The 13,122-nt window shown below is 66.0% G+C and carries 12 protein-coding genes; 3 read left to right on the top strand and 9 right to left on the bottom strand.

Annotated features, from left to right (window positions below):
* Positions 1 to 50: 50 nt before the first annotated feature.
* From Q0P59_RS19255 to Q0P59_RS19215, 9 genes are all read right to left on the bottom strand, one after another.
* Positions 51 to 248 carry a rubredoxin gene (locus Q0P59_RS19255; RefSeq protein WP_295009431.1) on the bottom strand — a complete coding sequence of 66 codons (198 nt, stop codon included), beginning with the start codon at positions 246 to 248 and terminating at the stop codon, positions 51 to 53.
* A gap of 125 nt (positions 249 to 373) precedes the next feature.
* Positions 374 to 1,237, bottom strand: a complete 864-nt coding sequence (locus Q0P59_RS19250) for a hydrogenase expression/formation protein (RefSeq protein ID WP_295009430.1) — start codon at positions 1,235 to 1,237, stop codon at positions 374 to 376.
* Complete coding sequence (locus Q0P59_RS19245) at positions 1,234 to 1,689, bottom strand: hypothetical protein (protein WP_295009428.1); 456 nt, start codon at positions 1,687 to 1,689, stop codon at positions 1,234 to 1,236. The genes Q0P59_RS19250 and Q0P59_RS19245 overlap by 4 nt, the downstream gene beginning before the upstream one ends.
* The gene (locus Q0P59_RS19240; protein ID WP_295009426.1) at positions 1,686 to 1,988 is read right to left on the bottom strand and encodes a HypC/HybG/HupF family hydrogenase formation chaperone; all 303 of its coding nucleotides are present in this window, start codon (positions 1,986 to 1,988) and stop codon (positions 1,686 to 1,688) included. The genes Q0P59_RS19245 and Q0P59_RS19240 overlap by 4 nt, the downstream gene beginning before the upstream one ends.
* 1 nt (position 1,989) lies before the next feature.
* Positions 1,990 to 2,604 carry a HyaD/HybD family hydrogenase maturation endopeptidase gene (locus Q0P59_RS19235; protein WP_295009424.1) on the bottom strand — a complete coding sequence of 205 codons (615 nt, stop codon included), beginning with the start codon at positions 2,602 to 2,604 and terminating at the stop codon, positions 1,990 to 1,992.
* A gap of 150 nt (positions 2,605 to 2,754) precedes the next feature.
* Complete coding sequence (gene cybH / locus Q0P59_RS19230; RefSeq protein ID WP_295009422.1) at positions 2,755 to 3,459, bottom strand: Ni/Fe-hydrogenase, b-type cytochrome subunit; 705 nt, start codon at positions 3,457 to 3,459, stop codon at positions 2,755 to 2,757.
* 22 nt (positions 3,460 to 3,481) lie between these two features.
* Entirely contained in the window at positions 3,482 to 5,272 is a 1,791-nt protein-coding gene (locus Q0P59_RS19225; RefSeq protein ID WP_295009421.1) for a nickel-dependent hydrogenase large subunit, read from the bottom strand.
* 4 nt (positions 5,273 to 5,276) lie between these two features.
* Complete coding sequence (locus Q0P59_RS19220) at positions 5,277 to 6,365, bottom strand: hydrogenase small subunit (protein WP_295009419.1); 1,089 nt, start codon at positions 6,363 to 6,365, stop codon at positions 5,277 to 5,279.
* Entirely contained in the window at positions 6,362 to 6,574 is a 213-nt protein-coding gene (locus Q0P59_RS19215) for a hypothetical protein (RefSeq protein WP_295009417.1), read from the bottom strand. The genes Q0P59_RS19220 and Q0P59_RS19215 overlap by 4 nt, the downstream gene beginning before the upstream one ends.
* Positions 6,575 to 6,636: 62 nt before the next feature.
* Here Q0P59_RS19215 and Q0P59_RS19210 point away from each other — a divergent pair, with 62 nt between their 5' ends.
* From Q0P59_RS19210 to ccmB, 3 genes are all read left to right on the top strand, one after another.
* A complete protein-coding gene (locus Q0P59_RS19210; protein ID WP_295009415.1) occupies positions 6,637 to 11,646 on the top strand; it encodes an EAL domain-containing protein in 5,010 nt (1,669 codons plus the stop codon).
* 111 nt (positions 11,647 to 11,757) lie between these two features.
* The gene (gene ccmA, locus Q0P59_RS19205) at positions 11,758 to 12,372 is read left to right on the top strand and encodes a cytochrome c biogenesis heme-transporting ATPase CcmA (protein ID WP_295009413.1); all 615 of its coding nucleotides are present in this window, start codon (positions 11,758 to 11,760) and stop codon (positions 12,370 to 12,372) included.
* 6 nt (positions 12,373 to 12,378) lie between these two features.
* The gene (ccmB, locus tag Q0P59_RS19200) at positions 12,379 to 13,047 is read left to right on the top strand and encodes a heme exporter protein CcmB (protein ID WP_295009411.1); all 669 of its coding nucleotides are present in this window, start codon (positions 12,379 to 12,381) and stop codon (positions 13,045 to 13,047) included.
* The last annotated feature ends 75 nt before the right edge of the window (positions 13,048 to 13,122 follow it).

The following is a 13,122-nucleotide window of genomic DNA, read 5'->3' as shown; positions in this document are numbered from 1 at the left end:
GTTCGCGGTCGGTCGCACTCCAAGGCAAGCCTTGGAGCCTTGCTCCCTGCTCATTCGGTCACCATGAACTTATGCTTAGGCGCATCGCAGCCCGGGCAGCACCAGTCGTCGGGCAGTTCGGCGAACGGCACTCCGGGTGGGATGCCGCGTACGTCGTCACCGTGCTCGGGGTCGTAGACCCACCAGCAGATGCCGCATTCCAGCTTGTCTTCCGGCTTGACGCCGAGATGTGAACCTTCGAATCGCATGGTCAATGATCAGCTTGGTGGTTGGCGAAAGGACGCGCACGCCCATGCTAACGCGAGTACGCGCCGCCGCGCCAGCGGCACGAAGCCCGCTTCGCGTTGCGGCGCGTACGTCCCGGCGCAGCGGCTCAGACGGTCTCGACCATCATGTCGAGGTATTCGCCCAGGCGCTCGACCGAATCGCCGAAATCCTCGTCCGCCGCCAGCGCCACATCGGGCATGCCGACGATTTCGATGGAGTTCAGGATCAGCGTGTCCATGCTGTTGAAGTACTGCACCCACCAGACGTTGCGCAGCCGCGTGCTGGTGATGCGGCAGTTGCCGTAGCCGCGCGACAGCAGCGACACCTCGCGGTGCCCCAGCCAGCCGTACAGGGTGTCGAGATCGGCGTCGGACACCGGCAGCAGGGTCAGGTTGATGATGTGCGCCGGCTGCCCCGGCTTGAACGCGGCGGCCTGCATGCGGATTTCCTCGATCAGGGCCTGGGCGTTCATGCAGCCGACCGGATACTCGGGCGCCGGCAGCGTGGCTTCGGCCGCCCGCAGCATGGCATCGGTGAGCACCGCGGGAATGGCGCCGGTTTCCAGGCGGTCGGCCATCATCGCGCCGTCGTCGGCCATCTTGAGCACGCGCCAGATGCCGGCGAATGCCGTTTCCTGCACGCGCCACTGTTCCGGGGCGGTGGTGAAGGCGCTGACTTCGCCGAAGCCCATCGACTGGTTGATCACATCGCGCACCCCGGCCTCCAGCCCGAGCAGGTCGAGCTTGGCGCCGCCGGCCATGCCGGCCTGCGCCGCGCCCTCGAGGAAGACGCCGAGCAGGCGGGCCGCCTGGTCGACGGACTCCGGCGACGCGTTGTCCGGCAGGCGGGGCTGGTGAAAGGTTTCCATGCCCTTGGGCATGGGCAGGTAGTCCGGCGCTTCCTCGCCCTGGGAGCCGGGCCCCATGGCGACAACGGAAATCGGGAAAGGACGCATCGTCGACGGATTCATACGCAACCTCCAGGCGCAGCAACACGAACAGGAATGCCGATCGGCTTCGGCTGGGCCGGGCCGCTCAGCAGGCGGGCGACTTCGGACTGGTATTCGTTCCAGTCGCGAATGCCGTTCAGGGAACCGACAAATTCGCCGTCGCGCAGGAAGACGACGGCCGGGGCGCGGGCGATGCCGTATTTCTGCATCAGGGCCGGCGCCGTATCGGGTCCCGCGACATGGCGGAAAATCTGCTCGCCCAGCGGCTTGAGTGCCTCGGGCAGGATGACGCAGGCGTCGAGCACCTCGAGGTTGCGCTGTGGGTCGTCGGTGACCAGCACGGCCGCGAGGCCGTCGGGAAACTCGGGGCTGTCGCCTTCGAGGCGGCGGAAGTCGTGCTTGCTCTGCATGCGGGCGATGGCCGACTGCAGACGGTCGAGCGAGGTCGGGCCGGGAGAGAGTTGGAGGCTCATGATTGTTGTGTCCTCAGAAAGTCGGGGAGTTGGGGCTCGCGGTCGAGATCCGCGAAGAAGGCGGAAAAATCGGTGGCGCCGGACTGGGCTGCGGCCAGCGCGTCGAGCGCCGCATCGACGGTCGCCGCCCGCTCGGCCGGGATGATCTCGCGCGCCGCATCGAGAAAGGTGAGCAGCCAGGTTCCCGGCGGCTGCCTGCCGACCAGGCTGAGATCGACCCGCAGTTCGCCGTTGCGGCTGCGACAGCGCGCGAAATGTTCGCCGGATTCGATGACCTGCGCGGGAATGCCGAGGCACATGTCAGGCGGCTTCCAGGTTCAGGAAACGGGCGTCGCCCAGGCGATAGGCCTGGTCGGCCGGCGGGCGCTCGCCCTCGTACACGTCGATGGCCAGCGCCGCGTCGGTGATCGGCTCGGCCGCGGCATCGCGCACGCTGCCCGGCGCATCCCAGCGCGCCAGCCAGGCGAGCGCCTTGACGAGGGCCGGCGCCATCTGCGCCTTGACCACGTCGCGCAGGCTGCCGCCGTAGTCCTCGAGTTCCTCGGGCTGGACGCCGATGAGCACCAGTTCCTGCGGCAGCTTGCCGGTCAGCTCGGCGGCCATCAGCACCTCCTGGAAACCGGTCTGGTGCAGGCTCATCTTCTTGGCACCCATGAAGCGCGGCACCTGATCGCCCACCACTTCGCGCATCGTCCCCGGCGCATCGCCGTAGTCGACAGCGTCGAAGACCAGCAGGCAATCGGCTTCCTGGACGTAGGGCAGCAGGTAGAGACCCTGCGTACCGCCGTCCATCAGCGTCACCTGCGACGGAAAGGTCCAGCCGGCATTGATCGCCTCGACGCAGCGCACGCCAAAGCCTTCGTCGGCCCACAGCAGGTTGCCGATGCCGAGAACCAGGATGCGTTTGGAATTCATAGTCATCTTCCGAAAAAAACGCCCCGGTCGCGTGAGGGTGCGAGCCGGGGCAAACGCAAGGTAAACCTTAAGCCCGGCCGCCGGCGAAGCCGCGCCGGCAGCAGCGCTGCGCGACGGGCACCGGGCGGGCGATCCGGGCCGACATGACGATCAGTCCTTGAACATCCGCCAGCCGCTGATCATCGTGGAGATCAGCGATTGACGGCTCATGATGTCTTCGCGGATGGCCGCATAGACATGCACCAGCACGAAGGTCATCATGATCCACATGCCCAGCCGGTGCAGGCTATGCACCTGCATCGAGCCGCCGAGCAGCGGGATGACCCAGCCGAACAGCACGTCGCTCCAGTGGCCGAGCCCGGCGCCTTCGCTGTACAGCGCGAAGCCGGTGAACACCATGCCGACCGCCAGCACCGTGAAGAAGAAGAACATCATCAGCTGGGCCATCGGGTTGTGGCCGACGTATTTCTTCGGCGTCCGCTCGAGGAACATGTACCAGCGCAACTCGAAGAACACCTCGCTCCACCAGTGCGGATTGGCGATCGGCAGCTTGAAGATCTGCTTGGCGTGGTGATTGCCGACGACGGCCCAGTAGATGCGGCCGAGCAGGCCGACGGCGAAGATGTAGGCCGCCGCGAAATGGGCAAAGCGGATATAGCCCATCAGGAAGTTCTCGGCGGCTTCGCCGGGCACCGTCGGCAAGGGTTTGCCGATGAAGTAGCCGGTCACCGCGAGAACCACCATGCACAAGGCGTTGATCCAGTGCCAGAGCCGCACCGGCGCTTCGTAGACATAGATCGAACGGACCTGTTTGCCGTGCCGTTCGGCCTCCAGCATGTCCTGTTGAGAGAGCATGATTGCCTCCTTTCCGGACCGCTCAGCGGACCTTGACCGACGTCATTTCCTGGCCGTCCGGGCTCATCACGTGCGTCGAGCAGGCCAGGCAGGGATCGAAGGAATGCAGCGTGCGCAGGATTTCCAGCGGTTCGTCGGCCTTGGCCACCGGGGTGTCCATCAGCGAGGCCTCGAAGGCGCCGATCTGGCCCTTGTGGTCGCGCGGGCCGCCGTTCCAGGTGGTCGGCACGACGCACTGGTAGTTGTCGATCTTGGTGTCCTTGATCTTGATCCAGTGGCCGAGCGCGCCGCGCGGCGCTTCGGTGAAACCGACGCCCTTGGCTTCCTTCGGCCAGGTGCTCGGCTCCCACTTCTCGATGTTCGCCGTATTCAGGTCGCCGGCCTTGAGGTTGGCCATCAGCTTGTCGAAGAAGTAGGACATCTTGTTGGCGGCCCAGCCGCATTCCAGGCCGCGCGCGGCGGTGCGGCCGAGGGTCGAGAACAGCGCGGTGACCGGCACGTCGAGTTCCTTGAGCAGGGCATCGACCGGTTCCTTGAACTCCGGGTTCTTCTGGGCGTAGCCGATGATGTAGCGGGCCAGCGGGCCGACTTCCATGGCATGGCCGCGCCAGCGCGGCGCCTTGATCCACGAATACTTGCCGCCTTCGTCGAGTTCCTTGATGTTGGTCTTGGTGCCCTTGGTGTTGGGGCCGAGCACGAAGCTCGGCTCGGTGACGCCGTCCCACGGGTGCAGGCCCTTGGTTTCGTCCGGGTACTTGTACCAGGAGTGGGCGACGAATTCCTGCACCTGCTCGACGTCGCGCAGATCGACCTCATGTACCTTGGACAGGTCGCCGTTGATGATGGCACCGCGCGGCAGCATCAGGTTGCTGGCCGAGTAGTCGTTGGCCTTGTCCGGGATGTCGCCGTAGGACATGACGTTCTTCGACGACAGGCCGCCGCCGTACAGCCAGCCCTTGTAGAACTTGGCGATGGCGATCAGGTCCGGAATGTAGACCTGCTCGGTGAATTCGATGCAGCGGTCAATGATGCTCTTGACCAGGTTCAGGCGCTCCATGTTCACCGCCCCGACGGCGCCGACGCCCTCGAGGTTGATGGCGCAGGGCACGCCGCCGACCAGCCAGTTCGGGTGCGGGTTCTTGCCGCCGAAGATGGTGTGCACCTTGACGATTTCCTTCTGGAAATCGAGCGCTTCCAGGTAGTGGGCGACGGCCATCAGGTTGGCTTCCGGCGGCAGCTTGTACGCCGGGTTGCCCCAGTAGCCGTTCATGAACGGACCGAGCTGGCCGGATTCGACGAATTTCTTCAGGCGGTTCTGGATGTCGCGGAAATAGCCCGGCGACGACAGCGGCCACTTGGAGATGCTCTGCGCCAGCGTCGAAGTTGCCTTCGGATCGGCCTTCAGCGCCGACACGACATCGACCCAGTCGAGCGCGTGCAGGTGGTAGAAGTGCACCAGGTGGTCATGCACCTGCAGGTTCAGCTGCATGATGTTGCGGATGCTGTTGGCGTTTTCCGGAATCTTGATGTTCAGCGCGTCCTCGACCGAACGCACCGAGGTCAGCGCATGGGTGCCGGTGCACACGCCGCAGATGCGCTCGGTGAAGGCCCAGGCGTCGCGCGGGTCACGGCCCTTGAGGATGACTTCGAGACCGCGCCACATGGTGCCGGTGGACACTGCGTTGCGGATGACGTTCTTGTCGTCGAGGTTCACTTCCACCCGCAGGTGGCCCTCGATGCGGCAGACCGGGTCGACGACGACGCGCTTGCCGGAGTTGTCGAGCTTGAAGCCCTGGGTTTCGTAGGCAGCCATCTAATTATTCCCCTTTCTTGTCTTCAGTCTCGCCGGCCTTCTGGCGGGCGCGGGCCAGCGCCGTTACCGCGGCGTGGGCGGCAATCGCGGCGCCGACGGTGCCGGCGGCGGCCTTGCCGATGGAGTCGGCGTTGGACTCGGCGCCGAACGGCGTGATCGAGGTCACCCGGTCGTAGAAGCTGCCCTTGTCCCAGAAACCCTCTTCCGAGCAGCCGATACAGCCGTGGCCCGATTGCACCGGCCAGCTGACGCCGCCGTTCCAGCGCATCGACGAGCAGGCGTTGTAGGTAGTCGGCCCCTTGCAGCCCATCTTGTACAGGCAGTAGCCCTTGCGCGAACCCTCGTCGTCCCAGGCCTCGGCGAACTGGCCGGCGTCGAAGTGGCCGCGGCGGTAGCACTTGTCGTGGATGCGCTGGCCGTAGAACATCTTCGGGCGGCCCTGGCGATCCAGCTCGGGAATGCGGTCGAAGGTCAGCATGTAGGTGACGACGCCGGTCATCACCTCGGCGATCGGCGGGCAGCCCGGCACGTTGATGATCGGCTTGCCGGAAATAACCTTGTGCACCGGCGTGGCGCGCGTCGGGTTGGGCTTGGCGGCCTGCACGCAGCCGTAGGAGGCGCAGGCGCCCCAGCTGATGATGGCCTTGGCGTCGGCGCAGGTTTCCTTCAGCACCTCGACGAAGGGCCGGCCGCCGTGGATGCAGAACATGCCGTCTTCGTTGAGCGGCGGATTGCCCTCGACGGCGACGATGTAGTTGCCCTTGTACTTCTTCTTGACCTCTTCGATGATCGCCTCGGCCTGGTGGCCGGCGGCGGCCATCAGCGTGTCGTCGTAATCGAGCGACAGCATGGAGAGGACCACATCCTTGGTCAGCGGGTGCGCCGAGCGGATGAAGGATTCGGAACAGCAGGTGCATTCCAGGCCGTGCAGCCAGATGACCGGCGTGCGGGCCTTGGTTTCGAGCGCATGGGCGATGCGCGGCGCGGCTGCGGAACCCAACCCGAGCGAGGTCGCGGTCAGGCTGCAGAATTTCAGGAAGCTGCGCCGGGTAATCCCCTGGCGGCGCAGCACTTCATAGAATGTCTCTGTCACTTGGCAATCCCCCGTTTGTATTGGCGCGTGGTAAGCAGCCAACGCAAGGCGTGTGCCACGCCGGGACGAAGCGGGCTTTCTTGATAAAAATCAAAGCATTTACCAATGAGGAAGCCGTTCCGCAAAAACGCGCCGACGCGATGCAACTGAAAGACGATCATCCAAAGTGGAAAGATTGATTCCACGGCAACTGTTACGCCTTTCGCCATAATTGATCGGCATCAGTACAAATGAGACGTACTCGTTCTAAAATTTGCTGAAGGAGGAGCGCGTGCCCACAATCATCGAGCTGGTTAAAGATCGCAGCGATCGCATTGCACCGGAGACCAGCCTGCGCGAGGCTGCCTCGCGGATGCTCGAGCGCGGCATCTCCTCCGTCATCGTCGTCGAGAACGGCGTCGCCGTCGGCATCGTTACCGAAAGCGACCTGCTGCGCGCCATGCGTCGCGGCGGTTCGCCGGAGCAGCCGGCCCGGGAGACGATGAGCAGCCCGGTTCACAGTGTTACAGCCGACACCGATTTCCGTGCGGCCTATCGGGAGGCCGCGCACCTCGGCATACGCCGCATCGTCGTCACCGACCAGGCCGGACTGCCGGTCGGCACCGTCAACGAGTCCGACTTCCGCAAGTACCTCGGCCCCGATTTCTTCATGCACCTGAACAGCGTCGACACGCTGATGGAGACGAGCTTCCCGCGCCTGCCGCCGGATGCCGGGCTGGGCGACGCGCTGACCGCGATGGAGGCCGTCCGCTGCAGCTGCGCCATCGTCGTCGATGGACGCAGGCCGCTGGGCATCGTCACCGAGCACGACGTCGTCCGCCTCTTCCTGCGCGGCGAAGGCACCTCGCTGCTGGGCGCCGTGATGACCAGCCCGACCATCGGCATCGGCTTCGACCGGCCGCTCGCCGAGGCGGCCCAGCGCATGCTCGACCACGGCATACGCCACCTGGCCGTCGTCGACCGCGACGGCAACCTGGTCGGCCTGCTTTCCGAACACGCGCTGATGACCCCGCTCAAGCACGAGCTGCTGGATCATGCCATCTGCGAGCGGCAGGCCATGGCGCAGGCCCGCGAGAAACTGCTGGAGGACACCGCGCGCAAGGAGCGCTACCAGCGCGCGCTGCTCGACAACTTCCCCTTCCCGGTCTGGCTGAAGGATACCGAGTCGCGCTTCCTGACCGTCAATCGCGCCCTGGCCGAAGCCGCGGAATGCGACCGGACGGACAGCCTGATCGGCAAGAACGACCTCGACCTCTGGCCGCAGGCGCTGGCCGAGCATTACCGCGCCGACGACCGCGCGATCATGGCGTCGCGGCAAAAGAAGGTGATCGTCGAACCCGTCATGCTCCGCCGCAGCGCCGTCTGGCACGAGACCTACAAGGCCCCCGTGGTCGACGAAGATGGCGCGCTGCTGGGCACCGTCGGGTTTGCCCAGGACATTTCCGAACGCCGCCGCGCCGCCGAGGCGATGCACCTGCGCAACACGGCCTTGTCGGCGCTCATCGGCGGCGACAGCCTGGACAAGGTGCTCGAGCTGATCGCGCTGTCGTTCGAGGCCGAGATTCCCGGCTGGCGCTGCTCGATCATGCTCGCCGACCCCCAGGGCCGGTCGCTGAGCATCGGCGCAGCACCCAGCATGCCGGCGGCGTACCACCGCGCCATCGACGGGCTGGCCATCGCCCCCGACTCCGGCTCGTCCGGCGCCGCCGCGGCCCTGCGCCAGCGTATCATCGTCGACAACGTCTTCGAGCACCCGAACTGGGTCCGGCACTGCGATCTCGCCAAGGCGGGCACGTTCTCGGCCTGCTGGTCCGAACCGGTGCTCGGCTCGCACGGGCAACTGCTCGGCACCTTCACCGCCTACTACCGCTCGCCGGCGAAACCCACCGAGGCCTACCTCGGCCTGATCGCCCAGGCCGCGCACATGACCGCGCTGATCGTCGAACATCTGCGCAATGCCGAGGAGCGCAGCAGCAGCCTGAACACCTTTCGCGGCATCTTCGACAGCATCGGCGAGGCCCTGTTCATCCAGGCGGACGACCGGCGCTTTCTCGATGCCAACAGCAGCGCCGAGCAACTCTTCGGCTTTCCGCGCGGCGAGCTGATCGGCCAGACGCACGAGTTCCTGGTCCTGCCCGGGCTGTGCGACCTGCCGGCCATCGACGACCGGATCAGCGCCGCCCTGTCCGGCCTGCCGCAGGTATTCGAAACCCTGGCCCGCAACGCCCGGGGCCAGATCTTCCCGATCGAGGTGCGCCTCCATACGGCCAGCTACTTCGGCCGTTCCGTGCTGATCGCATCGGCCGTCGACATCGCCGAACGGAAAAACGCCGCCCTGCGTCTGGAAATCGAGCACGACCTGGCGCAACGCCTCGCCGCCGAGCCGAGTCGCGAGAAAGTCATGGCCTCCTTGCTCAAGGCCATGCTGCGCTTCCCCGAACTGAGCGTCGGCAGCGCCTATCTTCCCGCTCCGGACGGCAGCTACCAGTTGCTGGCCCACGAAGGCCTGTCCCTCGAGCTCATCGGTCGGACGCTCAGCTTCCCCTCGACCAGCCCTTTCGCCCGCCAGGCCGGCCAGGGCAAGCCGGTCTGCCTGCCGCTGGCCGACACCGGCGAACCGCCCGACAGCCATCCGCTGGACCCGGCCATCCTGCGCGACGACGGCCTGCGCTGCCTGGTGCTGCTGCCCATCCTGATCGAGGAATGCCCCATCGCCTGCCTGCTGCTGGGGGGCAAACTGACCTCGTGCATTTCCCCGGCCACCCTGCATTCGCTGGAAACCCTGGGCCGCTCCATCGGCCAGACCGTACAGCGGCTGAACGCCCTTGACCAATCCCGGCGCCTGCAACAAAACCTCAGCGGCGTCTTCGATGCGCTGAGCGATTTCATTTTCGTCCTCGACAGCGACGGCATCATCCTGCATTACAACCGGGCGGTGACCGAAACCCTCGGCTACGACCAGGAGGCGCTCAAGGGCAAGCCCATCCTGACCGTACACCCCGCCAACCTGCGCGAGCAGGCCGAAGCGCGCATGGCCGACATCCTGGCCGGCCGCACGACCAGCTGCCCGCTGCCGATCCTGTGCGTCAACGGCAACGAAATCCAGATCGAAACCCGGGTCATGCGGGGCTACTGGGACGGGAAACCGGTGCTGATCGGCGTCTCCCAGGACATCAGCGAACGTTTGCGCGCCGAGGAAAGGCAGCGCCTGGCCGCCAGCGTGTTCGACAATGCCCACGAAGGCATCATGATCACCAACCAGACCGGCCGGATCGTCGAGGTCAACAGCACCTTCACCGAACTGACCGGCTACAGCCGGGCCGAAGCCATCGGGCAGACACCGGAGCTGCTCAAGTCCGGGCACCACGATGCCGCCTTTTACGAGCAGATGTGGCAGACCATCGAGCAGGACGGCTACTGGCAGGGAGAAATCTGGAACCGCAAGAAATCCGGCGAGATCTTCGTCGAACAGCTGACCATTTCGGCCGTCCATGACGGCGGCGGCTCGATCTCCCACTATGTCGCCATCTTCTCCGACATCACGGTCATCAAGCAGCACCAGCAGCGCCTCGAGCACCTGGCCCATTTCGACGCCCTGACCCAGTTGCCCAACCGCATGCTGCTCGGCGACCGCATGCGCCTGGCGATGGCGCAAACCGAACGCAGCGGCAAGATGCTGGCCGTCTGCTACCTCGATCTCGACAACTTCAAGCCGATCAACGACGAATTCGGCCACTCGGTCGGCGACTACCTGCTGATCGACGTCGCCCAGCGCCTGAAGACCTGCGTCCGGGCCGGGGATACCGTCGCCCGCCTGGGCGGCGACGAGTTCGTGCTGCTCATCGCCAACCTCGACGACCTGCACGAGTGCGAGCTCGCCATGGGCCGCATCATCAGCGCGCTGGCCCAGCCCTTCCGCGTCTCGCAGCGCCAGGTTTCCGTTGCCGCCAGCATCGGCGTGACGCTCTACCCGCACGACGGCGCCGACTCCGACACCCTGCTGCGCCACGCCGACCAGGCGATGTATGCCGCCAAGCAGGCCGGGCTCAACCGCTATCACCTGTTCGACCCGGAAAACGACCGCCGCGCCCGCATCCGCCGGGAGGAGATCGGCCGCATCCGCGAGGCCCTGGCCGGCAATGAGTTCAGGATCTACTTCCAGCCCAAGGTGGACATGCGCAAGGGAACGGTGGTCGGGGCCGAAGCGCTGATCCGCTGGCAGCACCCCGAACGCGGCGTGCTGCTGCCGGCCAGCTTCCTGCCCGTCGTCGAAGGCACCGAAACAGCCATCGAAATCGGCGACTGGGTGATCGACGAAACACTGAGGCAGCTCGATGCCTGGCTCAGCGAATCGGGCCTCCGGGTTTCGGTCAGCATCAACATCGCCGGCAACCACCTGCAAAACCCGGGCTTCTCGCAGCGCCTGAGCGAATTGCTCGGCCGCTACCCCGCTGTCCAGCCGCAACAGATCGAGCTCGAAATCCTCGAAACGGCAGCCCTCGCCGATGTCGGGACCACCGCCGCGCTGTTTGCGGAATGCCGCGACCTCGGCGTCAGCTTCGCGCTCGACGATTTCGGCACCGGCTACTCCTCGCTGACCTATTTCCGGCGACTGCCCGCCGACATCCTGAAAATTGACCAGTCCTTCGTCCGCGACATGCTCGACAACCCGGACGATCTGGCCATCGTCGAAGGCGTCATCGGCCTGACCCAGGCCTTCCGCCGCTCCGTCATCGCCGAAGGGGTCGAGACCGTCGAGCACGGCCTGGTGCTCCTCCTGCTCGGTTGCGACATGGCCCAGGGCTTCGGCATCGCCCGCCCGATGCCCGCCGCGGAATTGCCGGGCTGGATCGCCAGGTTCCAGCCCGATGAATTGTGGAACCTGGGCACCGCCTTCAACTGGTCGCGCGAAGACCTGCCCATGCTGATCGCCGAAGTCGACCACAAGCGCTGGACCCGCTCCCTGCACGCCTATCTGGACGACACCACGGGAAGCACCCCGCCGCCGGCCACCGAGCATGCGACCTGCCGCTTTGCACGCTGGTACAACAGTACCGGCAGCCAGCGCTACGCAGCGATCGAAGCCTTCGGGACGATCCCCGAGATCCACGCCCGCGCCCATGCCATGGGGGCGCAGCTGATCGGCCGGCACCAGGCCGGCGACATCCCGGCGCGCGACGCGCTGCGCCAGGAATTCTGCGCCTGCACCGCGGAACTCAACGAACGCATCCGGCAAACCCAGGCCGAGGTCCTGATTTCCGCTCAATCCAGAAGGCGATAGGCCGCCGCTGCGCCCCGGTTTTTTGCTGCTTGTTTTGTTTGATGATCGTCAATCTGCCGCTAAACTTGCGCGTTCATAATTTGCCCCTGATTTCTTTCGGTTTTCCCCCTGATGCTTGAAGCTGACAATCTGGAATGCGTGCGCGGCGAGCGCCGCCTGTTCGCAGGCCTCGGCTTCCAGCTGGAAGCCGGGGAACTGCTTTACCTGCAAGGCCGCAACGGCGCCGGCAAGACCAGCCTGCTGCGCATGATCATCGGCCTGCTGCCGCCCGAGGCCGGCGAAATCCGCTGGAAGGGTAAGTCCATCCGCAGCAGCGGCGACGAATTCCGCGCCGACCTGTGTTACCTCGGCCACCTGAACGCCATCAAGGAAGAATTGACCCCGCTCGAGAACCTGCTCGCCTCGGCCCACCTGGCGGACGAGACGCTGTCCGAGGACGACGCCCTCGACGCGCTGGAACAGGTCGGCCTCGCCGGGCGCGAGGATCTTGCCTGCAAATACCTGTCGCAAGGCCAGAAACGCCGCGTCGCGCTGGCCCGCCTGGTCAAGGAGCGCCGCCCGCTGTGGGTGCTCGACGAACCCTTCGTCGCCCTCGACGTGGCCGCCGTCGACTGGCTGGCCGGCATCATTTCCGCCCACCTGCAACGCGGCGGGCTGGCCGTGATGACCACGCACCAGCTGGTCGCCATCCCGGCCGGCACCGTGCGCGAACTCAAGCTGAGCTGACAGGGCATGCTGAAAATCATCTTCGCCGTCGTCGGCCGCGACCTCAAGCTGGCCATGCGCCGCCAGGCCGATATCGTCTCCGCGCTGTTCTTCTTCGTCATCGTGGTCAGCCTCTTCCCGCTCGGCATCGGCCCGGAACCCGACCTGCTGCGCAAGCTCGCCCCCGGCGTGCTGTGGGTCGCCGCCCTGCTCGCCACCATGCTGTCGCTGCCCCGCCTGTTCGCCGACGACCATCGCGACGGCACGCTCGAACAACTGGCGCTGGCGCCGCATCCGCTCGGCCTGGTCGTTACCGGGAAAGTGATCGCTCACTGGCTGGTTTCCGGCCTGCCGCTGGCGCTGATCGCGCCCGTGCTCGGCATCCAGTTCGACCTGTCGACCGACGCCCTGGTCGTGCTCACCGGCGCCATCCTGCTCGGCACGCCGGCGCTGTCCGGCATCGGCGCCATCGGCGCGGCGCTGACCCTCGGCCTGCGCGGCGGCGGCGTGCTGCTGTCGCTGCTGGTTCTGCCCCTCTACATCCCGGTGTTAATATTCGGCGCTGGCGCGGTTGACGCGACGGTGTCCGGGCTCGGGGGAGAAGGACACCTCTCCCTGCTCGCCGCCATGACCTTTGCCTCACTCGGCTTCGCCCCCTGGGCCTCGGCCGCCGCCCTGAAGATCGCCCTCGAATGAAAGATCGCTTCAATCTCTACCGCTTCGCCTCCCCGGCCACGTTCTACCCGCTGGCCGGCAAGGCGATCCCGTGGT

Origin of the sequence: uncultured Dechloromonas sp., assembly GCF_945957265.1 — a bacterium.
Taxonomy (GTDB): domain Bacteria; phylum Pseudomonadota; class Gammaproteobacteria; order Burkholderiales; family Rhodocyclaceae; genus Azonexus.
The sequence above is the reverse complement of the archived record's forward strand: the minus strand, read 5'-3'. Positions and strand labels throughout refer to the sequence as shown.

What these genes read in the sequence shown, in the direction of transcription:
- Q0P59_RS19235 (WP_295009424.1), bottom strand. Translation starts at nt 2,604, where the DNA reads ATGAATTCCAAACGCATCCTGGTTCTCGGCATCGGCAACCTGCTGTGG.
- Q0P59_RS19215 (WP_295009417.1), bottom strand. Translation starts at nt 6,574, where the DNA reads ATGGCGAAAGGCGTAACAGTTGCCGTGGAATCAATCTTTCCACTTTGG.
- Q0P59_RS19240 (WP_295009426.1), bottom strand. Translation starts at nt 1,988, where the DNA reads ATGTGCCTCGGCATTCCCGCGCAGGTCATCGAATCCGGCGAACATTTC.
- ccmA (WP_295009413.1), top strand. Translation starts at nt 11,758, where the DNA reads ATGCTTGAAGCTGACAATCTGGAATGCGTGCGCGGCGAGCGCCGCCTG.
- ccmB (WP_295009411.1), top strand. Translation starts at nt 12,379, where the DNA reads ATGCTGAAAATCATCTTCGCCGTCGTCGGCCGCGACCTCAAGCTGGCC.
- Q0P59_RS19225 (WP_295009421.1), bottom strand. Translation starts at nt 5,272, where the DNA reads ATGGCTGCCTACGAAACCCAGGGCTTCAAGCTCGACAACTCCGGCAAG.
- Q0P59_RS19245 (WP_295009428.1), bottom strand. Translation starts at nt 1,689, where the DNA reads ATGAGCCTCCAACTCTCTCCCGGCCCGACCTCGCTCGACCGTCTGCAG.
- Q0P59_RS19255 (WP_295009431.1), bottom strand. Translation starts at nt 248, where the DNA reads ATGCGATTCGAAGGTTCACATCTCGGCGTCAAGCCGGAAGACAAGCTG.
- cybH (WP_295009422.1), bottom strand. Translation starts at nt 3,459, where the DNA reads ATGCTCTCTCAACAGGACATGCTGGAGGCCGAACGGCACGGCAAACAG.
- Q0P59_RS19250 (WP_295009430.1), bottom strand. Translation starts at nt 1,237, where the DNA reads ATGAATCCGTCGACGATGCGTCCTTTCCCGATTTCCGTTGTCGCCATG.